This is a genomic window from Rhodoferax sp. OV413 (genome assembly GCF_900104385.1).
Lineage (GTDB): Bacteria > Pseudomonadota > Gammaproteobacteria > Burkholderiales > Burkholderiaceae_C > Rhodoferax_B.
The window spans coordinates 1-24661 of record NZ_FNJA01000006.1; the positions used below are offsets into that span (position 1 = coordinate 1).

General features: G+C 63.6%; 32 protein-coding genes and 1 pseudogene. 25 read left to right on the top strand and 8 right to left on the bottom strand.

Features of this window, described 5'->3' with window-relative positions:
* From tuf to BLT66_RS18750, 13 genes and pseudogenes are all read left to right on the top strand, one after another.
* A pseudogene (tuf, locus tag BLT66_RS18690) lies at window positions 1-324 on the top strand (elongation factor Tu); the annotation flags it as partial.
* 18 nt (window positions 325-342) lie between these two features.
* Window positions 343-657: a 30S ribosomal protein S10 gene (gene rpsJ, locus BLT66_RS18695; protein ID WP_019575636.1), complete on the top strand. Its 315-nt coding sequence runs from the start codon at window positions 343-345 to the stop codon at window positions 655-657.
* A 203-nt stretch (window positions 658-860) separates the two neighbouring features.
* Window positions 861-1535: a 50S ribosomal protein L3 gene (gene rplC, locus BLT66_RS18700; RefSeq protein ID WP_092759957.1), complete on the top strand. Its 675-nt coding sequence runs from the start codon at window positions 861-863 to the stop codon at window positions 1533-1535.
* A complete protein-coding gene (gene rplD / locus BLT66_RS18705) occupies window positions 1535-2155 on the top strand; it encodes a 50S ribosomal protein L4 (protein WP_092759960.1) in 621 nt (206 codons plus the stop codon). Before rplC ends, rplD begins: the two co-directional genes overlap by 1 nt.
* Before the next feature lie 5 nt (window positions 2156-2160).
* Entirely contained in the window at window positions 2161-2481 is a 321-nt protein-coding gene (gene rplW / locus BLT66_RS18710) for a 50S ribosomal protein L23 (RefSeq protein WP_369821623.1), read from the top strand.
* Between the two features lie 2 nt (window positions 2482-2483).
* Window positions 2484-3308: a 50S ribosomal protein L2 gene (gene rplB, locus BLT66_RS18715; RefSeq protein WP_092759962.1), complete on the top strand. Its 825-nt coding sequence runs from the start codon at window positions 2484-2486 to the stop codon at window positions 3306-3308.
* A gap of 11 nt (window positions 3309-3319) precedes the next feature.
* On the top strand, window positions 3320-3598 hold the full coding sequence (gene rpsS / locus BLT66_RS18720) for a 30S ribosomal protein S19 (protein WP_076196164.1): 279 nt from the start codon (window positions 3320-3322) through the stop codon (window positions 3596-3598).
* Between the two features lie 9 nt (window positions 3599-3607).
* Window positions 3608-3937, top strand: coding sequence for a 50S ribosomal protein L22 (rplV, locus tag BLT66_RS18725; protein ID WP_076196166.1), 330 nt, complete (start codon window positions 3608-3610; stop codon window positions 3935-3937).
* A 14-nt stretch (window positions 3938-3951) separates the two neighbouring features.
* A complete protein-coding gene (rpsC, locus tag BLT66_RS18730; RefSeq protein ID WP_092759964.1) occupies window positions 3952-4854 on the top strand; it encodes a 30S ribosomal protein S3 in 903 nt (300 codons plus the stop codon).
* Between the two features lie 2 nt (window positions 4855-4856).
* A complete protein-coding gene (rplP, locus tag BLT66_RS18735; RefSeq protein ID WP_029708121.1) occupies window positions 4857-5273 on the top strand; it encodes a 50S ribosomal protein L16 in 417 nt (138 codons plus the stop codon).
* Between the two features lie 13 nt (window positions 5274-5286).
* Complete coding sequence (gene rpmC / locus BLT66_RS18740; protein ID WP_092759966.1) at window positions 5287-5496, top strand: 50S ribosomal protein L29; 210 nt, start codon at window positions 5287-5289, stop codon at window positions 5494-5496.
* A gap of 11 nt (window positions 5497-5507) precedes the next feature.
* Window positions 5508-5777: a 30S ribosomal protein S17 gene (rpsQ, locus tag BLT66_RS18745; protein WP_092759968.1), complete on the top strand. Its 270-nt coding sequence runs from the start codon at window positions 5508-5510 to the stop codon at window positions 5775-5777.
* A 96-nt stretch (window positions 5778-5873) separates the two neighbouring features.
* Entirely contained in the window at window positions 5874-6383 is a 510-nt protein-coding gene (locus BLT66_RS18750; RefSeq protein ID WP_092759970.1) for a peroxiredoxin, read from the top strand.
* Window positions 6384-6461: 78 nt separating this feature from the next.
* Here BLT66_RS18750 and BLT66_RS18755 read toward each other — a convergent pair whose 3' ends face one another.
* Window positions 6462-7334 carry a LysR substrate-binding domain-containing protein gene (locus tag BLT66_RS18755; protein ID WP_092759972.1) on the bottom strand — a complete coding sequence of 291 codons (873 nt, stop codon included), beginning with the start codon at window positions 7332-7334 and terminating at the stop codon, window positions 6462-6464.
* Window positions 7335-7404: 70 nt separating this feature from the next.
* Between BLT66_RS18755 and asd (BLT66_RS18760) the strand changes: the two genes are divergently transcribed.
* On the top strand, window positions 7405-8247 hold the full coding sequence (gene asd / locus BLT66_RS18760; RefSeq protein ID WP_092760651.1) for an archaetidylserine decarboxylase: 843 nt from the start codon (window positions 7405-7407) through the stop codon (window positions 8245-8247).
* Here asd (BLT66_RS18760) and purU read toward each other — a convergent pair.
* The 4 genes from purU to BLT66_RS18780 all read right to left on the bottom strand — a co-directional run bounded on the left by purU (window position 8240) and on the right by BLT66_RS18780 (window position 11371).
* Complete coding sequence (gene purU, locus BLT66_RS18765; protein WP_092759974.1) at window positions 8240-9100, bottom strand: formyltetrahydrofolate deformylase; 861 nt, start codon at window positions 9098-9100, stop codon at window positions 8240-8242. The two genes, asd (BLT66_RS18760) and purU, sit on opposite strands and share 8 nt — an antisense overlap.
* 35 nt (window positions 9101-9135) lie before the next feature.
* Window positions 9136-9924: a ChaN family lipoprotein gene (locus BLT66_RS18770; RefSeq protein WP_092759976.1), complete on the bottom strand. Its 789-nt coding sequence runs from the start codon at window positions 9922-9924 to the stop codon at window positions 9136-9138.
* Window positions 9925-9926: 2 nt separating this feature from the next.
* On the bottom strand, window positions 9927-10220 hold the full coding sequence (locus tag BLT66_RS18775; RefSeq protein WP_092760653.1) for a BTH_I0359 family protein: 294 nt from the start codon (window positions 10218-10220) through the stop codon (window positions 9927-9929).
* Window positions 10221-10288: 68 nt separating this feature from the next.
* Entirely contained in the window at window positions 10289-11371 is a 1083-nt protein-coding gene (locus BLT66_RS18780) for a DUF3108 domain-containing protein (RefSeq protein ID WP_092759978.1), read from the bottom strand.
* Window positions 11372-11415: 44 nt separating this feature from the next.
* Between BLT66_RS18780 and BLT66_RS18785 the strand changes: the two genes are divergently transcribed.
* The 3 genes from BLT66_RS18785 to BLT66_RS18795 all read left to right on the top strand — a co-directional run bounded on the left by BLT66_RS18785 (window position 11416) and on the right by BLT66_RS18795 (window position 14233).
* Complete coding sequence (locus BLT66_RS18785) at window positions 11416-12396, top strand: fumarylacetoacetate hydrolase family protein (protein WP_092759980.1); 981 nt, start codon at window positions 11416-11418, stop codon at window positions 12394-12396.
* Between the two features lie 34 nt (window positions 12397-12430).
* Entirely contained in the window at window positions 12431-12829 is a 399-nt protein-coding gene (locus BLT66_RS18790) for an energy transducer TonB family protein (RefSeq protein WP_092759982.1), read from the top strand.
* Between the two features lie 147 nt (window positions 12830-12976).
* Window positions 12977-14233 (top strand): glycosyltransferase family 4 protein, encoded by a 1257-nt coding sequence (locus BLT66_RS18795; RefSeq protein ID WP_255406999.1) that lies wholly within the window; start codon window positions 12977-12979, stop codon window positions 14231-14233.
* Here BLT66_RS18795 and asd (BLT66_RS18800) read toward each other — a convergent pair.
* On the bottom strand, window positions 14205-15095 hold the full coding sequence (gene asd, locus BLT66_RS18800) for an archaetidylserine decarboxylase (RefSeq protein ID WP_092760657.1): 891 nt from the start codon (window positions 15093-15095) through the stop codon (window positions 14205-14207). The two genes, BLT66_RS18795 and asd (BLT66_RS18800), sit on opposite strands and share 29 nt — an antisense overlap.
* Before the next feature lie 29 nt (window positions 15096-15124).
* Between asd (BLT66_RS18800) and BLT66_RS18805 the strand changes: the two genes are divergently transcribed.
* On the top strand, window positions 15125-16774 hold the full coding sequence (locus tag BLT66_RS18805) for an aminotransferase class III-fold pyridoxal phosphate-dependent enzyme (RefSeq protein WP_255407000.1): 1650 nt from the start codon (window positions 15125-15127) through the stop codon (window positions 16772-16774).
* A 20-nt stretch (window positions 16775-16794) separates the two neighbouring features.
* Here the strand turns inward: BLT66_RS18805 and BLT66_RS18810 are convergent, their stop codons facing one another.
* Together BLT66_RS18810 and BLT66_RS18815 are read right to left on the bottom strand one after the other, a co-directional pair.
* Window positions 16795-17400, bottom strand: a complete 606-nt coding sequence (locus BLT66_RS18810; RefSeq protein WP_092759986.1) for a hypothetical protein — start codon at window positions 17398-17400, stop codon at window positions 16795-16797.
* 13 nt (window positions 17401-17413) lie between these two features.
* Complete coding sequence (locus BLT66_RS18815; RefSeq protein WP_092759988.1) at window positions 17414-18295, bottom strand: UDP-2,3-diacylglucosamine diphosphatase; 882 nt, start codon at window positions 18293-18295, stop codon at window positions 17414-17416.
* A gap of 221 nt (window positions 18296-18516) precedes the next feature.
* Here BLT66_RS18815 and BLT66_RS18820 point away from each other — a divergent pair, with 221 nt between their 5' ends.
* From BLT66_RS18820 to BLT66_RS18850, 7 genes are all read left to right on the top strand, one after another.
* Window positions 18517-19446 carry a YcjF family protein gene (locus tag BLT66_RS18820; RefSeq protein ID WP_092759990.1) on the top strand — a complete coding sequence of 310 codons (930 nt, stop codon included), beginning with the start codon at window positions 18517-18519 and terminating at the stop codon, window positions 19444-19446.
* A gap of 31 nt (window positions 19447-19477) precedes the next feature.
* Window positions 19478-19846 carry a hypothetical protein gene (locus BLT66_RS18825; RefSeq protein ID WP_092759992.1) on the top strand — a complete coding sequence of 123 codons (369 nt, stop codon included), beginning with the start codon at window positions 19478-19480 and terminating at the stop codon, window positions 19844-19846.
* 94 nt (window positions 19847-19940) lie between these two features.
* Entirely contained in the window at window positions 19941-20489 is a 549-nt protein-coding gene (locus BLT66_RS18830) for a YcnI family copper-binding membrane protein (protein ID WP_092759994.1), read from the top strand.
* 13 nt (window positions 20490-20502) lie between these two features.
* Entirely contained in the window at window positions 20503-20967 is a 465-nt protein-coding gene (locus BLT66_RS18835) for a copper chaperone PCu(A)C (RefSeq protein WP_092759996.1), read from the top strand.
* Between the two features lie 157 nt (window positions 20968-21124).
* A complete protein-coding gene (locus tag BLT66_RS18840; protein WP_092759998.1) occupies window positions 21125-22546 on the top strand; it encodes a PepSY-associated TM helix domain-containing protein in 1422 nt (473 codons plus the stop codon).
* Between the two features lie 86 nt (window positions 22547-22632).
* Window positions 22633-23328, top strand: a complete 696-nt coding sequence (locus BLT66_RS18845; RefSeq protein ID WP_092760000.1) for a PhaM family polyhydroxyalkanoate granule multifunctional regulatory protein — start codon at window positions 22633-22635, stop codon at window positions 23326-23328.
* A gap of 33 nt (window positions 23329-23361) precedes the next feature.
* Entirely contained in the window at window positions 23362-24624 is a 1263-nt protein-coding gene (locus BLT66_RS18850) for an FIST signal transduction protein (protein ID WP_092760002.1), read from the top strand.
* The last annotated feature ends 37 nt before the right edge of the window (window positions 24625-24661 follow it).

Here is a 24661-nt window from a genome sequence, read left to right on the forward strand (position 1 = left end):
CAACGCGGCCAAGTGCTGTGCAAGCCCAATTCGATCAAGCCACACACGCATTTCACCTCTGAAATCTACGTGCTCAGCAAAGACGAAGGCGGCCGCCACACCCCTTTCTTCAACAACTACCGTCCCCAGTTCTACTTCCGTACCACGGACGTGACCGGTGCGATCGAGTTGCCAGAAGGCAAGGAAATGGTCATGCCAGGCGACAACGTGTCGATCACCGTCAAGCTGATCAACCCCATCGCCATGGAAGAAGGTCTGCGTTTCGCTATCCGTGAAGGCGGCAAGACCGTCGGCGCCGGTGTGGTTGCCAAGATCATTGCTTAAAACGACGTAGGAAGCACCATGTCTACCAAGCAAAAAATCCGCATCCGCCTGAAGGCGTTTGACTACAAACTCATCGACCAATCGGCCGCTGAAATTGTGGATACCGCCAAGCGCACCGGCGCGATTGTCAAAGGCCCAGTGCCTTTGCCAACCCGCATGAAGCGTTTTGACATTCTGCGTTCGCCGCACGTCAACAAGACCAGCCGCGACCAGTTCGAAATCCGTACGCACCAGCGTCTGATGGACATCGTCGACCCAACGGACAAGACCGTTGACGCGTTGATGAAGCTCGATCTGCCCGCTGGCGTGGACGTCGAAATCAAGCTGCAATAAGCAAAACGGTGTGGTTTCCGCGCAAGCGGGAGCCACAAACCACCCAAGGAAATAGTCCGCACTTGCCTCAAAGCCAAGTGCGGGCTATACTCCAAGGCTGCGCGGAAATTCGTTAGGGTTTTCACGCGGTTTTATTAACAGTCTTTCACACACAAACCGTGTAGCCAATTGCAGTTGCACGGGTGGAAGTTACGGAGAAAACAATGAGTCAAAGCAACTCCCTAGGGTTGCTGGGCCGCAAGGTAGGCATGATGCGCCTATTCACCGATGAAGGGGACGCAGTTCCTGTCACGGTGGTAGACGTGTCTAATAACCGCGTGACCCAGATCAAAACCCAAGAGAATGACGGTTATGTGGCCCTGCAGGTCACATTCGGTGCACGCAAAGCTTCGCGTGTAACCAAGCCGGCAGCCGGTCACCTTGCGAAAGCAGGCGTTGAAGCCGGTGAGATCATCCAAGAATTCCGCGTTACCTCGGATGCCGCAGCCCAGTACAAGCCTGGTTCTGCTGTGCCCGTGTCCGCCGTGTTTGCGGTGGGTCAAAAGGTCGACGTGCAAGGCACCACGATTGGTAAAGGCTACGCCGGTACCATCAAGCGCCACCACATGAGCTCGCAACGTGCATCGCACGGTAACAGCCGTTCACACAACGTTCCTGGCTCCATCGGTATGGCCCAGGATCCAGGTCGTGTGTTCCCTGGCAAGCGCATGACGGGCCATCTGGGTGACGACCTCGTCACCACCCAGAACCTCGACGTGATCCGTATTGACGAAGCCCGTCAACTGCTTTTGATCCGGGGCGCAGTTCCTGGTTCCAAGGGCGGTTTTGTGACGGTGCGTCCGGCCATCAAGGCCAAAGCAGCAAAAGGAGCGAACTAATGCAGCTCGAACTCCTGAATGACCAAGGCCAGGCCGCATCCAAGATCGATGTGCCCGAAACCGTATTCGGTCGTGCTTACAACGAAGACCTGGTTCACCAAGTCGTAGTCGCTTTCCAGGCCAACGCGCGTCAAGGCACCCGTGCCCAAAAAGACCGTGAGCAGGTTCGCCACTCGACCAAGAAGCCATTCAAGCAAAAGGGAACTGGCCGCGCTCGCGCCGGTATGACCTCCTCGCCCCTGTGGCGCGGCGGCGGTCGTATTTTCCCGAACATGCCTGATGAAAACTTCACGCAGAAAATCAACAAGAAGATGTACCGCGCTGGTATGGCCGCGATCCTGTCGCAGCTGGCCCGTGAAGGCCGTCTGGCTGTGGTGGACTCGTTGACTGTTGATTCGCCCAAGACCAAGCCCCTGGCGGCTAAGTTCAAGGCGATGAACCTGGCATCCGTGCTGGTCATTTCTGACCAAATCGATGAAAACCTGTATCTGGCTTCCCGTAACCTCGTGAACATTCTGGTGGTTGAACCCCGCTACGCCGATCCGGTGTCGCTGGTGCACTACAAGAAGGTTCTGGTGACCAAGGCTGCCATGGACAAACTCCAGGAGATGTTCGCATGAGCCGCATGAACTTGACCAACCGTCAATTTGACGAAGGCCGTCTGATGCAAGTGCTGATCGCTCCCATCGTGTCTGAAAAGGCAACCATGGTGGCTGAGAAGTCCAATGCAGTGACGTTCAAGGTACTCCAGGACGCGACCAAGCACGAGATCATGGCTGCTGTGCAGCTGATGTTCAAGGTGGAAGTCAAAGGCGTTTCTGTGGTCAACACCAAAGGCAAAACCAAGCGTTTTGGCAAATCCATCGGTCGTCGCGACAACGTGCGCAAGGCCTATGTGACGCTGAAGCCAGGTCAAGAGCTGAACCTGACCGGGGAGGCCGCGTAATCATGGCTGTCATTAAAATGAAACCCACTTCGCCAGGCCAACGCGGCATGGTGAAGATTTCGCGTGACCACCTGTACAAGGGTGCTCCTCACGCGGCGCTGTTGGAACCCCAGTTCCAAAAAGCGGGCCGTAACAACAATGGTCATATCACCACCCGCCACCGTGGCGGCGGTCATAAGCACCATTACCGCGTTGTGGACTTTGTTCGCAACAAGGATGGCATTCCTGCAAAGGTCGAGCGTATTGAATACGATCCAAACCGTACGGCCCACATCGCTCTGGTGTGCTATGCCGACGGCGAGCGTCGTTACATCATTGCTCCCCGTGGTCTGGAAGCCGGTGCAACCCTGCTGAGCGGTGCTGAAGCCCCGATCCGCGCTGGTAACACCTTGCCTATACGCAACATTCCTGTCGGTTCGACCATCCACTGCATCGAGCTCAAGCCCGGTGCTGGTGCACAGATCGCCCGTTCGGCTGGTACCTCCGCGACGCTGCTGGCGCGCGAAGGCACCTACGCCCAGGTGCGTATGCGTTCGGGTGAAGTTCGCAAGATCCATATCGAATGCCGCGCCACCATTGGTGAAGTCGCCAACGAAGAACACAGCCTGCGCCGTTTGGGCAAGGCCGGTGTCAAGCGTTGGATGGGTATCCGCCCAACCGTTCGCGGTGTGGTGATGAACCCTGTGGATCACCCACACGGCGGTGGTGAAGGTAAGACCGGCGAAGGCCGTCATCCAGTCGATCCTTGGGGCAATCTGACCAAGGGTTACCGTACCCGTAACAACAAGCGCACCCAAGTGATGGTGGTGTCGCGTCGCAAGAAGTAAGGGGTAGCTAGATGACTCGCTCACTCAAAAAAGGTCCATTCGTAGACCACCACTTGATTGCCAAGGCTGAAAAGGCCGTGGCAACCAAGGACAAAAAGCCAATTAAGACCTGGTCGCGTCGTTCCATGATCTTGCCCGATTTCATCGGCCTGACCATTGCTGTGCATAACGGCAAACAGCACGTCCCTGTCTATATTACCGACCAAATGGTGGGCCACAAGTTGGGAGAGTTCGCACTCACCCGTACTTTCAAGGGTCACCCTGCCGACAAAAAAGTCGTGCGGAAATAAGGAAAGACCATGGAAACACGTGCAGTCCTTCGTGGCGTGCGTTTGTCAGTAGACAAAGGCCGTCTGGTCGCAGATTTGATCCGCGGCAAAAAGGTAGACCAAGCTCTGAACGTTCTTGAATTCACGCAGAAAAAAGCTGCTGTGATCATCAAGAAGGTGCTGGAGTCGGCTATCGCCAACGCTGAGCACAATGACGGTGCCGATATCGACGAGTTGAAGGTTAAAACCATCTACGTCGAACAAGGTGCGACGCTCAAGCGCTTCACGGCCCGTGCAAAAGGCCGTGGTAACCGTATCAGCAAGCCCACGTGCCATGTGTACGTGACGGTCGGCAACTAAGAGGTTCGGAAGATATGGGACAAAAAATCCACCCTACCGGCTTTCGTTTGTCGGTCAGCCGTAACTGGTCCAGCCGTTGGTACGCAAGCAACAACGACTTCGCCGGCATGCTGGCCGAAGACATCAAGGTACGTGAGTACCTGAAAGCCAAGCTGAAAAACGCTTCGGTTTCGCGCATTCTGATCGAGCGTCCTGCCAAGAACGCCCGCATCACGATTTTCTCGGCTCGTCCGGGCGTCGTGATCGGCAAGAAAGGCGAAGACATCGAGAACCTCAAGCGTGACCTGGCCAAGCAATTGGGCGTGCCCGTCGCAGTCAACATCGAAGAAGTGCGCAAGCCTGAAATCGATGCCAAGCTGATTGCCGACAGCATCACCCAGCAGCTGGAAAAGCGCATCATGTTCCGCCGTGCGATGAAGCGCGCCATGCAAAACGCCATGCGTCTGGGTGCCCTGGGCATCAAGATCATGTCGTCTGGCCGTCTGAATGGCATTGAAATCGCTCGTTGCGAGTGGTACCGCGAAGGTCGCGTGCCACTGCACACCTTGCGTGCGGACATCGACTACGGCACCTCTGAAGCCAAAACCACTTACGGCATTATTGGCGTGAAGGTTTGGGTCTACAAGGGTGACCACCTGGGTCGCAATGATGCCCCCGCCGCGCAAGAGCCGCGCAGCGAAGAAGAACGTCGTCCCCGTGGACCCCGTCGCGATGACCGCGGTGGCCGTCCCGGTGGCAATGACCGTCCTCCAGCACGTGCTCCCCGCCGCCCTGTAGGTGCCAATGCGGCTCCTGCAGACGGTAGCGACAAGCCTGTTGAAGCCACAGGTGCAGCTGCACCGAAATCTACCGTTCAGCGCGTCCGTAAAGTAGCCGCGCCTGCTGCACCTGCTGCAGCTGACGGTAAAGGAGAATAAACATGTTGCAACCCGCGCGTCGCAAGTACCGCAAAGAGCAAAAAGGCCGTAACACCGGCATCGCAACCCGGGGTAGCTCGGTTGCGTTCGGTGATTTCGGTCTGAAGTGCACTGACCGTGGCCGTCTGACGGCCCGCCAGATTGAAGCCGCACGCCGTGCGATTTCCCGTCACGTGAAGCGTGGCGGCCGTATCTGGATCCGCGTGTTCCCTGACAAGCCAATTTCCCAAAAGCCTGCTGAAGTGCGTATGGGTAACGGTAAGGGTAACCCTGAGTATTACGTGGCTGAAATTCAGCCGGGTAAGATCGTTTTTGAAATCGTCGGCGTTCCTGAAGAACTGGCCCGTGAAGCGTTCCGTTTGGCTGCTGCCAAACTGCCTTTGCGTACCACCTTCGTTGCCCGCATGATTGGCCAGTAAGCAGGAGACTGATATGACCAAATCTACTGAACTGCGCACCAAAGACGTTGCCGGCCTGAAGGACGAAGTGAAAGCGCTGCAACGCGCCCATTTCGGCCTGCGTATGCAAAAAGCCACGCAACAACTCACCAACACAGCCACGATCCGCACCGCGCGTCGTGACATTGCCCGCGCCAAGACCATTCTTGTCGAGAAGCAAGCCGCTGACAAAACCGCTAAGTAAGGAGCGAAAACATGACGGAAGCTAAAACATCCCTCAAGCGCACCTTGATTGGCAAGGTGGTCAGCGACAAACGAGCAAAGACTGTGACCGTGCTGATCGAGCGCCGTGTGAAGCACGAGCTCTACGGCAAGATCGTTGGTAAGTCGAGCAAGTACCACGCCCATGATGAAAAGGGTGAGTTCAAGCTGGGCGACACCATTGAGATCACGGAAAGCCGTCCGATCTCGAAGACCAAGAACTGGGTTGCTACCCGCTTGGTGCAAAAGGCTATTGCAGTCTAAAGCTGCAAACTAGTTAAAAAACGGCTCACAATGTGGGCCGTTTTTGTTTATGGGGCTGGCACAGCCCCATTTTTCTTTTTACTCCAGGAGCACACCATGATCAAAGTTGGCGACACCCTTCCATCCACCACCCTGTTCGAGTATTCCGAAGTCGAAGGCGAAGGCTGCAGCATCGGCCCGAACGCCGTCGACGTGGCCAAGGCCACCGCAGGCAAGACGATTGCGCTGTTCGCCCTGCCTGGCGCGTTCACGCCCACCTGCTCTGCCCAGCACGTGCCCGGCTATGTGGCCAACGCAGAGGCTTTCAAAGCCGCCGGCGTAGACGAAATCTGGTGCCTCAGCGTGAACGACGCCTTTGTGATGGGCGCCTGGGCGCGCGACCAGAAGACTGCAGGCAAGGTCCGTATGCTGGGCGACGGCAGCGCCGACTTCGCCAAGGCCACCGGCCTGACGCTGGACCTGACGGCCAAAGGCCTGGGCCTGCGCAGCAACCGCTATTCGATGCTGGTGAAGAATGGCGTGGTCGCCAGCCTGAACATCGAAGGTCCGGGCAAGTTTGAAGTCAGCGACGCAGCCACCCTGTTGGCCCAAGCCAAGACCGCATAAGCTACTTGCTATCAATAAAAGAGCTGCTGACGCAGGTAGTACCTGCGCCAGCAGCTCTTTTTTTTAAAAAGTTCAGTGTCAGACGACGGCTTTCTTCAGCCAATCGGCAAAGGCTGCGCATTCCCAGCGGTCCATGGCGCCGGTGTTCCAGCACAGGTAATGCGCATGCGGGCTGGGCACGCTGCGGGCATACAAGCGCACCAGCGCACCGTTGTCCAGCCAGGGCGCACCCAGGCGTAGCCGGACCAGGGCGATGCCCATGCCGGCCGCCGCGGCATCGCACATCAGGCCGATGTCGTTGAACTGCGAGCCATCGGCGGGTTCGGGCCAGTCGAGTTGGTGGGCCGCGAACCAGGTGCGCCAAGGCTCCAGCGGTGAGCGCAGCAGGCGCGCGCCTTCCAGGTCGTCCACCGCGTCGAACGGGCCGTGCTCGCGCACAAAAGCCGGCGAGGCCAGCGGCGTAACCTCGTCACGGGTCAGGCAGACGTGTTCCACATCCGCATAGCGCCCGGTGCCGAAGCGCACTATCAGGTCGGCATCTTCGGCCACCACGTCGAGCAAGGGAATCGACACCTGCAGGGTCAGGTCGATCTCGGGATAGGCCTCGGTGAACTGGCGCAGCCGCGGGATCAGGATGGCCCGGGCAAAGGTCGGCGTGACCGCCAGCCGCAGCTTGCGCTTGCCGGGGGCCGACTGGGTGCTGGGGAAGCGCTCCAGAATCGCCAGCCCCTCGCGCACGTGGGCCAGGTACTCGCTGCCTTCGGTGGTCAGTGAAAAGTCGGCCCGCCCAAACAGCTTGGTGCCCAGGATCTGCTCCAGCTGCTTGACCCGGTGGCTGACCGCGCTGGAGGTAACGCACAGCTCGTCGGCCGCCTGGGTCACGCTGCGCAAACGGGCCAAAGCTTCGAAGGTCAGCAGGCACTGGATTGGGGGTATACGCGTAGCACTCATGCCGGCATTGTCCCTCTTACGCCAGGGGGTGCTCGCTACAATGGCCCCCTTTTTGCCTAGGGGATTGCGCGTGTCTGACCGTTTCAAAGTGTGGCTGCAGTACCTGCTGCCCAAGCACGCCATCACCGCTTTTGGCTGGCATGTCGCCACGGCACGCGCCGGCAGCATCACCACCGGCATCATCCGCTGGTTCGTAGCCAAGTACGGGGTGAACATGGCCGAGGCGGCCAATCCAGATATCAGCAGCTACGCCAGCTTCAACGAGTTCTTCACCCGCGCCTTGAAGCCCGGCGCCCGTCCACTGGCCAAGGCCGATCTGGTGTGCCCGGTGGACGGCGCGATCAGCCAGTTTGGCCGTATCGAGCGCGACCAGATCTTCCAGGCCAAGGGCCATACTTTTTCGACCACCGCGCTGGTGGGCGGCGACGCTGCCCTGGGTGCGCTGTTCGAGAACGGCCACTTTGCCAATATCTACCTGAGCCCCAAGGACTACCACCGCATCCACATGCCCTGCGATGGGCGCCTGACGCGCATGACCTACGTGCCGGGTGAGCTGTTCTCGGTGAACCCGGTGACGGCGCAGGGCGTGCCCGGCCTGTTCGCGCGCAACGAGCGGGTGGTCTGTGTGTTTGATTCGGCGCGTGGGCCATTCGTGCTGGTGCTGGTGGGCGCTGCCATCGTCGGCAGCATGGCCACCGTCTGGCAGGGTGTGATCAATCCGCCACGCGGCCCGGTGCGCGAATGGCGCTATGACGACCAGCAGGTGGTGTTGAAGCAGGGCGACGAGATGGGCCGTTTCCTGCTCGGTTCCACCGTGGTGATGCTGTTCCCCCAAGGCCCGCTGAGCTTCAACACCGCCTGGGCACCAGCAGCTAGCGTGCGCCTAGGTGAAGTGATGGCCAACGCTATTTGAAAATCACCGTTTTGTGGCCGTTCAGCAGCACGCGGTGCTCGCTGTGCCACTTGACGGCGCGGGCCAGCACCTGGCTCTCGGTATCGCGGCCCTGGGCGGTGAAATGCTCGACGGTGCGACTGTGGTCTACGCGGGCTACGTCCTGTTCGATGATCGGGCCTTCGTCCAGGTCCGCCGTCACATAGTGGGCGGTGGCGCCGATCAGCTTCACACCCCGGTCATGCGCCTGGTAGTAGGGCTTGGCGCCCTTGAAGCTGGGCAGAAAGCTGTGGTGGATGTTGATGGCACGGCCGGATAGCTTGCGGCACAGGTCGTCGCTGAGGATCTGCATGTAGCGCGCCAGCACCACCAGCTCGGCACCTTCGCTTTCAATCACCTCGTAGGCGCGGGCCTCGGCCTGGGCCTTGGTGGCGGCAGTCACCGGGATATGGTGGAACGGCACGTTGTAGCTGGCCGCCAGCTGGTAGAAGTCGCGGTGGTTGCTGACAATGGCGCGGATGTCCAGCGGCAGCAAGCCGCTCTTCCAGCGGAACAGCAGGTCGTTCAGGCAATGGCCTTCCTTGCTGACCATCAGCACGGTGCGCACCGGCTCCGAGGTCTCGTGCAGGCTCCAGCGCATGGCAAAGCCTTCGGCGAAGCTGCCCAGCTGGCTGCGCAAGTCGGCAGCGCTGACGGCGCCGCAGGCGAACTGCACGCGCATGAAGAACAGGCCGGTGTCGTGGTCGTTGTACTGCGCGGCTTCTTCGATGTTGCTGCCGCGTTCCAGCAGAAAGCCGGAGACGGCATGCACGATGCCCTGGCGGTCGGGGCAGGACAGGGTGAGGATGTAGGCGTGGTTGTGGGTTGGGGTCATACAGGCTGGATTGTCGCCGAGCTTGCGGCTGCGGGTCAGCCGGGCAGCTGCTTCTGCAGGCTGGCGCAGTAGTCGGTGGCGGGAATGCTGGGTGTTTGCCACGTGCTATCAAAATTTACTATGCTTTTGGTAGCTGCTGGCGCTGGTCCTGCCTGCAGCAGAACGGCTTTGGATACCAGGTTTTCAGGCAGGTATTGTGGCACGCCCAGGCTGCGGTCCACATGGCCGGCGCCGGCCAGCAACAGCACGGTCTTGCCGCGAACGGCAGCCGCCTGCAGGGTTTGCGCCATGGCCATGTCGCGGGCGATCTGGATGCGCGTCATGGGCGCGATCTGGCTTTCGGGCAACAGGCCGCAGTGGCCAAGGCGGATCGCCTGCTGCTGGGCCTTTAGCGCCGGGCCGGGCAGTTGGCCGTCCAGCGCGCTGTTCGCCATGGCGGTGCGCATCTGGGTCCGCGGCAGGTTCGCGCCAAGCACCGGCACGCCAGCCCGCATTGCAGCCATCACCGCCGGCCCGTAGGCGGCCCAGGGCCAGCCAGCGTCGTCCCATTGCAGGGCGGCCTGTACCTGGGCGGCGTCGGCATCGCGCGGTAGTGCTGCAGTGCTGCGGCCTTGCTCGGCCATTTCGATGGCCACGGCGGCGAGCTGGCCTTGGGTGGCCAGGGCTTCTATGGTTTCGCGGTGGATGCGTTGGTGGTCGGGGGCGTCGTGCTGTTCGCCCAGCAGGATGGCATCCGCCGGCAGCAGCGCCAGAGCGCGGTTCGGCGACATGCTGGCGCAGCCCGTCAACAAGGCCATGGCCAGCAGGGCGGCGCGCAGCAGCATGCTCAGTGGATGACGACCGGGTTTTGCGCCAGGCCGGCGTATTGCTCCAGCGTGTCTTCGACTTCTTCCTGGGTCGGGGTGTTTTGCTGCCAGGCGGCGATGTGGCGCTGGAACAGCTCGGCCCAGGAGCCATCCAGGTAGACCTCTTTGCCCGAGCGTTTGTCGACAATTTCAAAGCCGTGGCGCTCCAGCGTGGGTGCGCGCGGGGTGTCCATTTGCGGCAACAGGGCCTCCAGGGCGGCATTCGGCTGCATGTGGACCACCACAAAGGATTCAGAGTCGTAAAGCGTGTTCATGGTGCGGTCCTTTTCAATCACTGATGCACAGATGGCTACGTTTCTACAGTTTTCAAGGCAGCTACAGATTACGGCTTTTCCACGCCGCGCAGTTGTTGGTCGATGAAATCACCGTTGGCATTCGTGATTTTTAGCCGCGCCGGCAGGTAGCCCAGGTTGGGGGCCAACCAGATTTCGACCTTCTGGTCGAATTCCTTGCGCGGTTTGCGGATCAGTTTGATGGTTTCTAGCTCGCCGCTGGGCACCCGGATCTTCTCCGGCGTCTCCACGGTAAAAGCCCAGATATCCGCATCCTTGGGGCCCACGGTTTGCAGCGCAATGCCGCTGCCGGCAGGGTAGCTGGCTGGATCGGCGGCCAGCATGCCGGCAATTTGCAGGATCACGCTCAGCTGGTCCTGGGCAGCGGCCTGCAGGGTGACTTCGGGCGTGTTGGCGCTGAAGGTGACTTTGTGCTTCTCCTGGTCGAAGTGCGCGGCCTGTTCGCTGCGCCATTTGTCGGAAAACCGGGTCGGCGCCAGGCCGCCAGGCGTGATCTGCCCGCTGCTGGTACGGGTGCGCGAGCCAAAGAACAGCATGCTGGCCTGCAGCTGGGCGTCATAGTGCTGGCCGTCCTGCCGCCACAGCAGCTCGCCGCGCGCCTGGTAGCGCAGCTTTTTCGATTCACCGCTGAGCTCGTAGAGCAAACGCACGGACGCCGGAAAGGCGAAGGCCGTGGCCTGGGTGACGGTGGGCGGGGCGGGCGGGGCCGAGACCGGGGCGGATGCAGCGGGTTCCGGTGGTGCTGGTGGCGTGACCACCGGGACTTCCGGTGCCGAGGCCGGTGGTTCGGGCAGCGGGGCGGGCTCGGCTGGCAGGGGGGCCGGGGTCTCCACGCTGGCGACGGTGGTGCTGGCGGGGGCCGCGTCCACTGGGGGCGGGGCGGGTTGGGGCTTGGGCCGTGCTACCGGAGGCGCCGGCGCCGGGGCGGCTGCGACCGGAGGAGGAGGCGGCGCGGCGATGCTGCGGGTTTGCAGTGCGCGGACTGTCGGGGCTTCCCCTTGTACCTGCAGCGCCGCTGGCAGCTCGCGCAGCAGCAGCAGGTGGGCCAGTGCCACACCGCCGCCGATCATCAGCAGCGCACGCAGGGGCAGGGTGGGCTTCGTTAAACTCATTTGTCTATGCAACGCTTGATCCACTCCACCCGGCTGACTCCCCTATGAAATTGGCCACCTACCAAGACGGTTCCCGCGACGGCCAGCTCGTAGTGGTGTCGCGCGACCTGGCTTCGGCCCATTATGCGACCGGCATTGCCAGCCGCCTGCAGCAGGTGCTGGACGACTGGGGCTTCCTCAGCCCACAGCTGCAAGACCTGTACGACGCGCTGAACCAGGGCCGGGGCCGCCACACGTTTCCCTTCGATCCGCTGCAATGCATGGCGCCGCTGCCGCGCGCCTACCAGTGGGTGGAAGGCCAGGCCTATCCCAGCCTGCTGCAGGCCCAGGACGCCGAGCCCGGCCTGGTGCTGGCCCCGGGCAGCGGCGACAACCTGCTGGGCGCCTGCGAGCTGCTGCGCTGCCAGTCGGAAGCGCTGGGCGTGGACTTCGGCGCCGGCCTGGCCGCCATCACCGCCGATGTGCCGCAGGGCGCGACCCCGGCCCAGGCGCTGGACGGCGTGCGCCTGCTGCTGCTGAGCAACAGCGTGCGCCTGCGCAGCCTGGAGCCGGTAGAGCGGGCCAAGGGCGCGGGTTGGGTGCAGAGCGCGCCGGCCACCGCGTTCAGCCCGGTTGCCATTACCCTGGACGAACTCGGCGATGCCTGGGACAAGGGCCGCGTGCACCTGCCGCTGCACACCAGCTGGAACGGCCGCAAGGTCGGCATGTGCGATGCCGGGCCCGAGATGCAATACCACTTTGGCCAGCTGATCGCCCAGCTGTGCGCCACCCGCAACGTGCGGGCGGGTAGCATCGTCGGCTCCGGCCCGGTGGCCAACGCGGGCGTGGGCAGCAAGTCCAAGACCCAGTGGCCCCAAGGCTATAACTGCATCGCCGAAAAGCGCGCCATGGAGACGCTGCAAAGCGGCCAGCCGAGTACGGCTTACCTGCAGTTCGGCGACACGGTGCGCATCGAAATGAAGGGCCAGGACGGCCTGAGCCTGTTCGGCGCCATCGACCAGGAATTGGCACCCCTGCTGGGCTGAAAGCGCCGCCCAGATACGAAATATAGGAACCCATATGCAACATCGTTTTCGCCATTTATTGTTGGTTGCCACGCTGGCCGTCCTGGCCGGCTGCGCATCCGCCCCGCCCGAGGCCCCGTGGCCCGACCAGCAGATCGACATCACCCAGATGCGCACCAGCACCCCCTGGCGGGTCAAGGTGCCGACGCCGGCGCCGGATCTGGTGCGGGACCGCTCGCGTACCAGCACCGTCATCGTGGAGATCCTGGTGGACGCCGACGGCAAGGTGCTGCGCAAACGGGTCGCCCAGTCCAGCCAGAACCCGGTGCTCGACGAGGCCTGCCTGCTGGCGGTGAACGACATGCAGTTCGCACCCTACCGCGGCGTCGGCGGTGCCGAGGCAGTCACGGTGATCGCCCCCATGACCTTCCCGTTCTACGACCGGCCCAGATAAGCGTGACTGGTTTGCTATATAAAAAGTAGCTGCTTGCGCTGGTGAAATAAGCGCTAGAGGCACTTTTTATATCGAAATTCGGCGGTGTCTTGAAACTGACACGCCAACGCCATCAATCTGCCATGCAGCCCCCGTAGTCTCGACAGCGTGAACAACGCTGAAGAGATCATCGTGGAATCATTCGCTGCACAACCGGCCAGTCTGCGGATTGCGCTGGTGACCGAGACTTTTCCGCCCGAAGTGAATGGCGTCGCCATGACCCTGGGGCGCCTGGTGGAAGGCATGCTGCAGCGCGGCCATGCGCTGCAAATCGTGCGGCCGCGCCAGCCCGGGGCGGAGGCCCAGGGGCCGCGCGCGGGGCTGGATGAAGTGCTGTCCGCCGGCGTGCCGATTCCCAGCTACGGCAATTTCCGCTTCGGCCTGCCGTCGAAAAACCGGCTGCTGGCGCTGTGGCAGCAGATGCGGCCCGACGTGGTGCACGTCGCCACCGAAGGCCCGCTGGGCTGGTCGGCGGTGACGGCGGCGCGCAAGCTGCAGCTGCCGGTGACCAGCTCGTTCCACACCAATTTCGACAACTACTCGGGCCACTACGGCCTGGGCCTGCTGAAGACGCCCATCGACGCCTACCTGCGCAAGCTGCACAACCGCACCATGGCCACCCTGGTGCCGACGCCGGCCATGGTCTACGCGCTGCAGGCGCGCGGCTACCGCAATGTGTCGGTGCTGTCGCGCGGCGTGGAGATCGCCCAGTTCAGCCCGGCGCGCCGCTCCAGTGCGCTACGCGCCAGCTGGGGCGTGGGCGAACAGGATGTGGTGGCGCTGTATGTGGGCCGCCTGGCCCGCGAGAAGAACGTGGCTGCCGTGCTGGCCGCCTTTTCTGCGATCCAGGCGCGCCAGCCCACGGCCAAGCTGGTGCTGGTGGGCGACGGCCCGCTGCGCAAGGCCTTGCAGGACAGCTGTCCGCAGGCGATTTTTGCGGGCGTGCGCCAGGGCGAAGAGCTGGCCACCTACTACGCGTCGGGCGACCTGTTCCTGTTCCCCAGCATGACCGAGACCTACGGCAATGTGGTGCCCGAAGCCCTGGCCAGCGGCCTGGCCGTGCTGTCGTATGCGCATGCCGCGGCCGCCCACCTGATCCGCCAGGAGTACAACGGCGCGCTGGTGCCGCTGGGCGAGGAAGCCCAGTTTGTGCAGGCCGCGGTGGCCCTGGCCAGCCACCCGCAGCGGCTGCAGGCGCTGCGCCTCAACGCCCCGGACAGCGTGGCCCACCTGGGCTGGGCCGCGGTGGTGGACAGCTTTGTCGGCACCTTGCGCACCGTGGTGCAATGCCACGGCGGGCATTTCAGCAGTCTGCCCGCGGCGCAGTTTGTGCAGCCTAAACCGTCGGTTGCGTCCAGCGCATAAGGGCTTGGCCCATGCGGACCGTTGAGCCATCGCGCAAGCCCTCGCACAGCGCAAAGCCCTTGGGCGCCAGCACGATGATGGTCGAGCCATGCTGAAACCAGCCCATCTCCTGGCCCTTGGTGAAGCTGGCGTTGCAGGGCAGGGTGTTCGGGCCTTGGTACTTCAGGTGCAGCAGCACATCCAGAAAATGCAGGCGGATGCTAGCCACCAGGATCGCCGCGACCGGCACCAGCGCAACCGTCTGGCCGCGCGCCGGGCCGTCGCCGGTGATGCGGGTCTTCAGAAAGGCGCGTTCGTTCTTGCAGAACAGCTTTTCAACCCGCTTCAAAGCAATCGGGTTCACGTTCCAGGTGTCGCCGGAAAAGTAAGTCACCTTCTCTACCGTGCAGTCCTGAGGCGCGTGGAAGCGGTGGTACATGCTGGACGTGAGCCGCAAGGTCACGAAATAGCCGTCGCGCCATTCGCCGCTGCGTGCCTCGTCGCCCAACAGCTCTTGCAGCGTGTACGGAAAGCCCTTGGCCTGGAACACCTGGCCGCCTTCGATCGGACCAAAGGCGCCAACGATGCCATCGCTGGGGCTGCTCAGCACCGCCGGGTCCAGTGCGATGGGGCGCAGGCCGTCTTTCAGTTCGCGGGTAAAGCAGTCGTGCATGCTTTTGAACTGCGTCTTCTTGGCCTCGCTCAGGTCCAGGTCCGAGAAGAACTTCCACACCGCGATCGAGGCATCGCGCACCAGCGGCTGCTCGATCTGGCTGAACCAGCCCATGGCCTGCGTCAGCCAGCGCCGTGGCAGGCGGTTGGTGAGCAAAAAGTTCAGGTCTTCCTGTTTCAGTAGTTGCTGTATCTGCTGGCGTATCTGCATGGTCAATCTCTTTTGAAAGGAAAAATCTTGTGAATGAATCAATGGCTTTGCTTGCTTTGGGAGGCGGTGCCGCGCTTTACGCTGCAACCCGCGTGAAGACGCGGCTGGAGTTGTCTCTGGCCAAACACCGCTCGCTTACCGGGCACCCGCGCATGGCGCGGCGCATGGCCGCGCAGCTGCCGAACTACGGCTACGACGATGCCCAGGCTTTTGGTCTGGACGGCGCGCCGCCCGAGGTGGTGGGGTTGCGCAAGACCGCGCTGGCCCGGCTGGCCACCGAGTACGCCAGCCGCTTCGCCCACAGCCTGCAGCTGACGTGCGCGGCCGAGGGCGATATCTCCGACATGCAATTCATCGCCGCCTACAAAGTGCCCTACCAGTTCCGCGAGCTGTTCGGCAAGGCGCTGAAGACCGGCTCCTTCGTACAGTCCACGGCCGGCGTGACCGTGACCGATATGGACGGCAACGTGTTCTACGACCTGACCGGTTCGTACGGCGTGAACCTGTTCGGCAACGACTTCTACAAAGACTGCATCCGCCAGGGCAGCGCCATGGTGGCCGAACTCGGCCCGGTGCTCGGCTCGTACCATCCGGTGGTGGCTGACAACGCGCAGCGGCTCAAAGCCATCTCCGGCATGGACGAAGTGAGCTTCCACATGTCCGGCACCGAGGCCGTGATGCAGGCCGTGCGCCTGGCCCGCTACCACACCAAGCGCACGCATTTGCTGCGCTTTTGCGGCGCCTACCACGGCTGGTGGGGCGATGTGCAGCCCGGCATCGGCAACCCGGTGACCGAGCGCGACACCTACACCTTGAAGGATATGGGCGAGGCCACCTTGCGCGTGCTGCGCCGCCGTAAAGACATCGCCTGCGTGCTGGTGAACCCGCTGCAGGCCCTGCACCCGAACATCGGCGCACCGGGAGATTCCTCGTTGCTGGACAGTGGCCGCAGCGCGCATTTCGACCGTGCCGCCACGACACGCTGGCTGAAGGAGCTGCGCCAGATCTGCACCGAGAAAAACATCGCGCTGATCTTCGACGAGGTGTTCGTCGGCTTCCGCCTGGCACCCGGCGGCGCGCAGGAATACTTTGGCGTGCAGGCCGACATGGTGACCTACGGCAAGACACTCGGCGGGGGCCTGCCGGTGGGCGTGGTCTGCGGCCAGCATGCGTGGATGAAGCGCTTTCGCGAGGAGGCCCCGGCCGACATCTGCTTTGCCCGCGGCACCTTCAATGCCCATCCCTATGTGATGGGTGCGATGAATGTGTTTTTGCAGAGTCTGGAGACCGCGCCGATCCAGGCCATGTACGCCGGCCAGGACGCGCGCTGGGACCAACGCGCTGCGGATCTGAACCAGCGCCTGGCCGCTGCAGGCGTGCCGGTGCAGGTGGCAAACATGTCGTCTATCTGGACCGTGCTCTACACCCAGCCGGCCTGCTACAACTGGTTGCTGCAACATTACCTGCGGCTCGAAGGACTGGCCTTGAGCTGGGTGGGTACCGGGCGTTTCATCTTCAGTCTGAATTACAGCGATGCCGACTTTGCTGCCGTGGCCGAGCGCTTCGTGCGCGCCGCCCAGGCGATGCAGGCCGATGGCTGGTGGTGGCATAACCCGGGCTTGACCAACAAGCTGATCAAGCGCCGGGTACTGCGGGAGATGCTGGCGCACCGCTTCTGACAGGGCCAGCACCACGCCGCTCAGGCGTGGTGGGCTTTGCGGGGTTCGATCAGCTCGCCGCGCAGCAAGGCCAGCGGTGCCTTGTAGTACAGCAGGATGTCGTGGAAGGGGTCGGTCAGGATCTTGGTCATCCAGACCAGGCCGGCTTCCACGTCCTTGATGAAGAACAGGTGCACGGTGCGGAACACCAGGCCGCCCACGCCCACGGCCAGCCACAGCAGGCCGGTGTTGCGGGCAAAGCCTTCCCAGGTGGTGTGCGGCTCCAGCAGGCCGAACAGGCCGGGCTGCCAGACCAGCAGCAGCGGTGATGCCGCCCAGATCGCCAGCAGCACCACTTTGCGGCGCAGGTTGTAGCCAACCTTGATGTCTTCCTTATGTTCGTGCGTGGCCTGGTTCACTACGTCATAGCCCTTGGGCTCGAAGAAGAAGTGCCCGGCCTGGCGACTCGTCATCGACACCAGCCAGGCCAGCAGCGCGGCCAGCGCCGGGTCTTTGAACAGCAGCGCGTAGGCGCAGACAAAGCTGACTGCGCTGACCAGGTGCAGCGACTGGTTGATACGGCTGTGGTGGTAGTAGCGGTGGTCGTCCCAGCGCTGCATTCTGAGTTGCTCGAAGAAGTCGGACATGGGTGGCTCCTGGTTAAACGGTGGCGGTGTGTTGCATTGGCACGCTGGTGGCGGTAGAGGGCGACGGGTCTTGCCAGTGCAGCAGCTCGAGCCGCCCGTCCATGTGCTCGACCAGCGCGGTGCGGCTCTCCACCCAGTCGCCGTCGTTGCAGTACAGCGTGCCGTTGATGCTACGCATCTCGGCGCGGTGGATGTGGCCGCAGACGACACCGTGGTGGCCGCGCTTGCGGGCTTCGGCGGCCACGGCTTCCTCGAAGTCGGTCACGTAGTTCAGCGCCGTTTTCACCTTGCCTTTAAGGTAGGACGACAGCGACCAGTAGGGCAGGCCCATACGGGCGCGCAGGCTGTTCAGGTGCCGGTTCAGCTTCAGCGTCAGTTCGTACAGGTTGTCGCCCAGGTAGGCCAGCCATTTTGCGTACTGCACCACCGCGTCGAAGTAGTCGCCATGCACCACCCACAGCTTGCGGCCGTCGGTGGTGACGTGCACCGCCTCCTGCACCACCTCGATGCCACCGAAGTGGTGGCCCACAAAGCCGCGCGCAAATTCGTCGTGGTTGCCGGGCACGAAGATCACACGGCAGCCTTTGCGGGCGCGGCGCAGCAGCTTTTGCACTACATCGTTGTGCGACTGCGGCCAGTACCAGCGCCGGCGCAGCTGCCAGCCGTCGATGATGTCGCCCACCAGGTACAGGTAGTCGCTGGGGTAGGCTTTGAGGAAGCGCAGCAGCGGCTCGGCCTGGCAGCCGGGCGTGCCCAGGTGCAGGTCGGAGATGAAGATGCAGCGCAGGCGTTGCGCCGGCACTGCGTCGTCGTCGGGTCCATCGTCGTCAGATGGCGCCAGCGCGGCGCGCCAGAGTCCGGCGGCGGGCGCACCTGCGTCAAAGGCCTGGAACATCAGGCCCCTGCCGGTGCGGCAGCCCCACAGGATGCGCAGATGCGGTGCGACATATCGTTCATGGCAGCTCCATGGCAATGCAGTTGCCCGCGAGTGTGCGGTGGCCATGTGACACGCAGAAGGCGCTGGTGTGGCAAATGCATGACGCGCGCCGGATGCCGCCCGGAACCTTTGGCCCTGTTTCGGCACCAACCAGTTCCGTTACGTCCAGAGAACCTTCCATGAATGCATCTGAAACCCGGGCCATCGTCACCCTGAGCCTGCTCGCCGCCTTTGTCGATGGTGAAAAGCACGAGCGCGAGCGCGCCGAGATCAAGCGCATCGCCGAAGGCCTGTCGCAAGCCGATGGCCTGAACCTGCCCACGCTGTACCAGGACGTGCTGCTGCAGCGCGTCTCGCTGGACAGCGTGGCGGCGGCGCTGGTCAGCGTCGAGTCCAAACAGCTGGCCTATGAAATGGCCGTCTGCGTCTGCGATGCGGATGGCGTGCATTCCCCTGCCGAGCAGCGCTTCTTGGCCAGCGTGCAACAGGCCCTGGGGTTGCAAAAAGCGGCTGCCGAACAGTTCGTGCAGCAGGCCGACGCCATGGCCTCCGCGCCGTTGGCCGCGACCGCAGCCGCCATTACCGCTAATGTCAGCGATGCCGAACTGGACAAGCAGATCCTCAACGCCGCCATCGTCAACGGCGCGCTTGAGCTGCTGCCCGAATCCCTGTCCACCATGGCCATCATTCCCTTGCAGATGAAGCTGGTCTACGGCATCGGCAAGGCCCATGGCTTCGAGCTGGACCGCGGCCATATCAAAGACTTTCTGGCTACCGTCGGCGTAGGCCTGACCTCGCAGTACCTGGAGCAGGCCGGGCGCAAGCTGCTCGGCGGCTTGCTGGGCAAGGTCGGCGGCGGCCTGCTGCGCGGCCTGGGCCAGCAGGCGGTCAGCACCGGCATGAGCTTTGCCGCCACCTATGCGCTGGGCCATGTGGCCAAGCGCTACTACGCGGGCGGGCGCAGCATGTCGACCCAGGTGCTGAAGGACGTCTACGCCAGCGTGACCCAGGAGGCGCAAGGCCTGCACAGCCGCTACCTGCCGGCCATGCAGCAGACGGCCCGCAGCCTGGACGCGGGCAAGGTGCTGGCCATGGTGCGCGGCGCCTGAGCTGGCGCGCAGGCGCGGCATAATCGCTGCCATGCCCACGCTGCGCAACCCCCACGCCTTCGCCCGCCATCTGGCGCGCTGGGTGCTGCTGTGTTTTGCGCTGTCGCTGGGTGTGGCGATTGCCGCGCCGCTGACGCACCCGCTGGCCATGGAGCTGGTTTGCTCCAGTGCCGGTGCCGTCAAGCTGCTGGTCAAGTCGGCTGACGGCAGCACCCAGGTGGTGAGCCAGATGGGCGACTGCCCGCTGTGCCTGACCCCTGGCGCGCCGCCGCCAACTGCCCGGGTGCAGGTCGAACCGGCCCAGCCGCTGGCCTATGTGCTGCGCAGCATTCCGGCCGCCCACATCGCCTGGCTGACCGCTGCGCCCCTGCCGGCGCGCGGGCCGCCGACCTTGCTCTGAACTATCAAATATGTAGCTACTCGTGCAGGTGCCACCTGCGCTAGCGGCCTATTTCTTGTTTTTTTGAGTTGGGGTCTTGCGACCGAATATTTTCATGTCTATTTCAATTGCTATTAAATCCGTAGCTGCCTGCGCAGCTGTTATCTGTGCCAGCAGCGCTTTTGCCCATGTCACCTTGGCGGACCAGGCGGCGCTGGCCGGCACCTATTACCGCGCTACCCTGCGCGTCGGCCACGGCTGCGAGGGTTCGCCCGTGACTGGCTTGCGTGTCACCATCCCGGCCGGCTTCCAGGACGCCAAGCCCATGCCCAAGGCCGGCTGGCTGCTGGCCATCAAGAGCGGCAAGCTTGACAAACCCTTTGACGACCACGGCAAGCAGGTCACCGAAGGCGTGACCGAAATCACCTGGACCGCTGCGTCCAAAGACAGCTGGCTGCAGGACGCCTACTACGACGAATTCGTGCTGCGCGGTGCCCTGCCTGCCACGGCCGGCGCCATGTGGTTCAAGGTGCTGCAGATCTGCGAGAAAGGCAGCGTCGACTGGTCCGAAGTGCCGGCCAGCGGCACCTCCAGCAAGGGCCTGAAGAACCCGGCGGCGCTGCTGGAAATCATCCCGTCGGAACACGTTGGCCATGCCCATTAAAGGAATGAATGCTATGAAATTCGCAGCTATTGCCGCAATACTGGTCTGCGCCAGCGGCCAGTTGTTTGCCCAGAATGTGGAAGTCAGCAACGCCTGGGCCCGCACCACCGTGCCGGGCCAGAAGGGCAGCGGCGCCTTCATGACCCTGACCGCCAAGGAAGCGGCCCGGCTGGTCTCCGTGTCCACCCCGGTCGCCGGTGTGGCCGAGGTGCACGAGATGAAGATGGAGGGCGACGTGATGAAGATGCGCGCGCTGCCCGGCGGGCTGGATCTGCCGGCCGGCAAACCCGTGGCCCTGACCCCCGGCGGCTACCACATCATGCTGATGGACCTGAAGGCCGCGCTGCCCAAGGACAGCACCATCCCGCTGACCCTGGTGTTCCAGGACGCCAAGGGCGTGCAGAGCAAGCAAGAGCTGAAGCTGCCGATCGCCACCACGGCCCCCGGAGCCCCTGCGGCGGCCGCCCACAAGCACTGACCACGGCGCACACGGCGGGTCTTCACTGCCGTTTTCGCCAAGTGCCGCAGGCCTGAGCCCCTGCACCCTCTGAATGTCCCGCGCTGACAGGCGCAGCTGTAGCTGAACGCGTCCCTACGCCGGGCCGGGTTCGCTCGCCTATTCCATTTTTGAAGATATGACTTCCTCGAATGCAACTTCGCCTTCTCACACGTATGGCGCGTCTGGCACGCCGGGTGCGTCCCGTTTTTATGCCATGGCCTGGCGCTGGCATTTCTATGCCGGGCTGTTCGTCGTGCCCTTCTTGCTGATGTTGGCCGTGACCGGCCTGGTGATGGTCTTCTTCACCGGCTTCCAGACCCGCCTGGGCACGACGACCTACGTCACACCCCAAGGCCAGGCCCTGGCGGTGACCGCGCAGGCCCGGCCCGTGCTGGCGCAGTTTCCTGCGGCCCAGCTCAAGGAATACATCGCGCCCAAGACACCCGATGTGCCCAGCTGGTTTCTGATGCTGCACGACGGCGTGACCGATGCGGTCGCCGTGAACCCCTACACCGCCGAGGTCATCAAGGTGGTAAACAAGGACACCACGGTCTTCGCCTGGGCCGAGAAAATCCACGGCACGCTGCTGCTGGGGCCTACCGGTGACTACCTGGTAGAAGTGGCCGCCGGCCTGGGTATGGTGATGCTCATCACCGGCCTGTACCTGTTCTGGCCGCGCCAGCTGGAGCGGTGGTCCGAGGTGCTGGTACCCCACTGGCGGGCCACGGGCCGCAAGTGGTGGAAGTCGCTGCACGCCAGCCTGGGCTTCTGGCTCAGCCTGGTGCTGTCTTTGTTCCTGCTGACCGGCATGTCGTGGACGGGCGTGTGGGGCGCCAAGCTGGTCCAGCCCTGGAGCAGCTTCCCGGCCACCAAATGGGACGCCGTGCCCACCTCGGACGCCACCCACGCCACGCTGAACAGCGCGGGCCTGCACGACGTGCCCTGGGGCTTGGAGCAGACCCCGTTACCGGTGTCCGGCTCCCAAATGGGTACGCCCGGTGTGGGCGCTGGCGAGGCGGTGAACCTGGACGGCGTAGCCGCCTTGGCGCAGCGCCTGGGGTTCACCGGGCAGTATCACATCAATGTGCCGCAGGATGCCACGGGCGTGTACTCCATCTCGGCCGACACCATGAGCGGGGATCTGGCCAACCCGTTCCAGGACCGCTTTGTGCACGTGGACCGCTACACCGGTCGCATCCTGGCGCAGGCGGGCTATGCCGACTACGCCCCGGTGGCCAAGGCCATGGCCGTGGGGATTGCCTTGCACCAGGGCGATGTAGGGCTGTGGAGCGCCTGCGCCAACGTGCTGTTCTGCCTGGCCGTGGTGCTGTTGTGTGTGAGCGGCGTCGCCATGTGGTGGGTGCGGCGCCCCAAGGGCAGCGGCCGGCTGGCCGCGCCCAGCGTGCCCGCCCAGGCCCCTCTGTGGAAGGGCGGCGCGGTGGTGATGCTGCTGGTGGCTGTGGCTTTCCCCTTGGCAGGCGGCGTATTGCTGGCGGTGCTGCTGCTGGACTGGCTGGTACTGGCCCGCGTGGCGGCGCTGAAGACCGCCCTGTCTTGATGCCAAGCGCCATCTGGCGGTGCGCAATGCGGCTCCATTGGGGTAAGCTGTGAAAACCCGCACCGCTACCCCCCACAGGAGACACCATGAGCGATACACCCGCCTTTGATTTCAGCAAATTCGTGCCCGGCTTTGATTTCTTGCAGAACCTGGGCAAAGGCGCGGCGAACGCAGCCCCGGCCATGCCCGCGATGGGCGGCTGGGTGGCTCCCACCATCAATGTCGAAGAGCTGGACAAACGCATCACCGAGCTGAAGGCCGTGCAGTTCTGGCTCGACCAGAACGCGGTCGCGTTGAAGGCCACCATCCAGGCGCTGGAAGTGCAGAAAATGACCCTGGCCACATTGAAGGGCATGAACTTCAGCATGACCGATCTGGCCAGCGCCTTCAAGCTCAAGCCCGATGTAGCCGCCGAAAAACCGGCAGAGAAGCCGGCCGAAAAGCCCGCCGCGCCCGAACCCGCACCGGCACCCGCCGAAGCCGCTGCCGACGCGCCGGCCGCGCCCGGCGTGGTCGACCCGCTGAAGTGGTGGGGCTCGCTGACCGAGCAGTTCCAGCAGATCGCCGGCGTGGCCCTGAAGGACGCCAGTACCCAGGCGGCGATCGAGAAAAGCAAGAATCTGGCGACCAACTTCGCGGCCGAAGCCCTGAAAAGCGTAGGCGCCATGGCCAAGGCCGCCCAGGTGCCGTCGGCCAAGCCCGCCGCCAAAGCCGCTGCCAAAAAGACCCCCGCCAAGAAAGCGCCAGCCAAAAAGGCCGCGGCGAAAAAGCCGCTGAACTGATATCCTGAACCCGAACTGCATTCCGAGCTGGCTATGAAACTCTTTCCCCACGGCCACGCCACCCACCCGCAATGGCGCATGGCCGCCGGCCTGGTCCTGGCGCAACTGCGCGCCCACATGGCCTTGCCCGACTACGCCAGCGCGCCCACCCTGGGCCTGCTCTACATCACCGACCACTACGCGGCCGACGCCCAGGACATCCTGGACCACCTGAGTGGCGAGCTGCCCGAGGTGACCGACTGGTCGGGCACCGTGGGCATAGGCATCGCCGCCAACAATGTCGAGTATGTGGACGAGCCCGCGCTCAGCGTCATGCTGTGCGACCTGCCGGCCGACCAGTACCGCGTGTTCTCCGGCGTGGCGCCGCTGGGCCTGGGTTTCGAGGCGCATACCGCCCTGGTGCATGCCGATGCCAACACCCCCGATCTCACCGAGCTGGTGGCCGAAATGGCCCAGCGCACCGATACCGGCTACCTGTTCGGCGGCCTGGCGTCCAGCCGTTCGCGCTCGGTGCAGTTTGCTGTCGGTGGCAACGGCAACATCAAAGGCCATGGCGCGGCGCGCGGCGTGTTCAGCGGTGGCCTGAGCGGCGTGGCCTTTGGCGGCGGCGTACCCCTGGTGTCGCGCGTCACCCAGGGCTGCCAGCCGATCACCGCCACCCGCGTGGTCACCGCGTCCGACGCCAACCTGGTGCTGGAACTGGATGGCGAGCCCGCGCTCGACGTGCTGCTGCGCGACCTGGGCGTGAACCTGGAGCAGCCGCAGGAAGCCCTGGGCCGGGTCCGCGCCACCCTGGTCGGCCTGACCCGTGCCGCCGTCGGCGATACCGTGGTGCGCACCGCGCATTTCGGCAGCGAGGTGGTGGTGCGCCACATCATCGGCCTGGACCCCACGCGCAAAGGCGTAGCTATCGGCGACAACGTCGAAGTCGGCACCCGGCTGGCCTTCTGCCAACGCAATGTGGCGGCGGCCAGGGCCGACCTGGTGCGCATCTGCGCCGAAATCCGCGAAGAGTTAGAGCCCGAAGAGCTGTCGGTCGAGCTGGCTACCGCGCTGGCCGCGCCCGAGGCCGAATCTGCCCCCCACCCGGCGCGGCGCATTGCCGGAGCTGTTTATGTAAGCTGCACCGGCCGCGGCGGCAACCACTTCGGCGGCCCCAGCGCCGAGCTGCAGATTGTGCGCCGGGCCCTGGGCGACGTGCCCCTGGTCGGCTTCTTCGCCGCCGGCGAGATCGCCCGGCAGAACCTGTACGGCTACACCGGCGTGCTGACGGTGTTTACCGACAGCGCTAAGTAGGCGCAACGGTTTCTCACCCGAGGAACCCGCAGAACCG

Coding starts and splice junctions, on each gene's coding strand:
- BLT66_RS18815 (WP_092759988.1), bottom strand. CDS start 18,295: ATGTTCCAGGCCTTTGACGCAGGTGCGCCCGCCGCCGGACTCTGGCGC.
- BLT66_RS18830 (WP_092759994.1), top strand. CDS start 19,941: ATGTCTATTTCAATTGCTATTAAATCCGTAGCTGCCTGCGCAGCTGTT.
- rplB (WP_092759962.1), top strand. CDS start 2,484: ATGGCTGTCATTAAAATGAAACCCACTTCGCCAGGCCAACGCGGCATG.
- BLT66_RS18820 (WP_092759990.1), top strand. CDS start 18,517: ATGAATGCATCTGAAACCCGGGCCATCGTCACCCTGAGCCTGCTCGCC.
- rpmC (WP_092759966.1), top strand. CDS start 5,287: ATGACCAAATCTACTGAACTGCGCACCAAAGACGTTGCCGGCCTGAAG.
- rplD (WP_092759960.1), top strand. CDS start 1,535: ATGCAGCTCGAACTCCTGAATGACCAAGGCCAGGCCGCATCCAAGATC.
- BLT66_RS18780 (WP_092759978.1), bottom strand. CDS start 11,371: ATGAGTTTAACGAAGCCCACCCTGCCCCTGCGTGCGCTGCTGATGATC.
- BLT66_RS18810 (WP_092759986.1), bottom strand. CDS start 17,400: ATGTCCGACTTCTTCGAGCAACTCAGAATGCAGCGCTGGGACGACCAC.
- BLT66_RS18825 (WP_092759992.1), top strand. CDS start 19,478: ATGCCCACGCTGCGCAACCCCCACGCCTTCGCCCGCCATCTGGCGCGC.
- BLT66_RS18775 (WP_092760653.1), bottom strand. CDS start 10,220: ATGAACACGCTTTACGACTCTGAATCCTTTGTGGTGGTCCACATGCAG.
- rplW (WP_369821623.1), top strand. CDS start 2,161: ATGAACTTGACCAACCGTCAATTTGACGAAGGCCGTCTGATGCAAGTG.
- BLT66_RS18840 (WP_092759998.1), top strand. CDS start 21,125: ATGACTTCCTCGAATGCAACTTCGCCTTCTCACACGTATGGCGCGTCT.
- rpsS (WP_076196164.1), top strand. CDS start 3,320: ATGACTCGCTCACTCAAAAAAGGTCCATTCGTAGACCACCACTTGATT.
- BLT66_RS18850 (WP_092760002.1), top strand. CDS start 23,362: ATGAAACTCTTTCCCCACGGCCACGCCACCCACCCGCAATGGCGCATG.
- rpsJ (WP_019575636.1), top strand. CDS start 343: ATGTCTACCAAGCAAAAAATCCGCATCCGCCTGAAGGCGTTTGACTAC.
- BLT66_RS18750 (WP_092759970.1), top strand. CDS start 5,874: ATGATCAAAGTTGGCGACACCCTTCCATCCACCACCCTGTTCGAGTAT.
- BLT66_RS18790 (WP_092759982.1), top strand. CDS start 12,431: ATGCAACATCGTTTTCGCCATTTATTGTTGGTTGCCACGCTGGCCGTC.
- BLT66_RS18755 (WP_092759972.1), bottom strand. CDS start 7,334: ATGAGTGCTACGCGTATACCCCCAATCCAGTGCCTGCTGACCTTCGAA.
- asd (WP_092760657.1), bottom strand. CDS start 15,095: ATGCAGATACGCCAGCAGATACAGCAACTACTGAAACAGGAAGACCTG.
- purU (WP_092759974.1), bottom strand. CDS start 9,100: ATGACCCCAACCCACAACCACGCCTACATCCTCACCCTGTCCTGCCCC.
- rpsC (WP_092759964.1), top strand. CDS start 3,952: ATGGGACAAAAAATCCACCCTACCGGCTTTCGTTTGTCGGTCAGCCGT.
- rplP (WP_029708121.1), top strand. CDS start 4,857: ATGTTGCAACCCGCGCGTCGCAAGTACCGCAAAGAGCAAAAAGGCCGT.
- BLT66_RS18770 (WP_092759976.1), bottom strand. CDS start 9,924: ATGCTGCTGCGCGCCGCCCTGCTGGCCATGGCCTTGTTGACGGGCTGC.
- rplV (WP_076196166.1), top strand. CDS start 3,608: ATGGAAACACGTGCAGTCCTTCGTGGCGTGCGTTTGTCAGTAGACAAA.
- rpsQ (WP_092759968.1), top strand. CDS start 5,508: ATGACGGAAGCTAAAACATCCCTCAAGCGCACCTTGATTGGCAAGGTG.
- BLT66_RS18785 (WP_092759980.1), top strand. CDS start 11,416: ATGAAATTGGCCACCTACCAAGACGGTTCCCGCGACGGCCAGCTCGTA.
- BLT66_RS18835 (WP_092759996.1), top strand. CDS start 20,503: ATGAAATTCGCAGCTATTGCCGCAATACTGGTCTGCGCCAGCGGCCAG.
- rplC (WP_092759957.1), top strand. CDS start 861: ATGAGTCAAAGCAACTCCCTAGGGTTGCTGGGCCGCAAGGTAGGCATG.
- BLT66_RS18845 (WP_092760000.1), top strand. CDS start 22,633: ATGAGCGATACACCCGCCTTTGATTTCAGCAAATTCGTGCCCGGCTTT.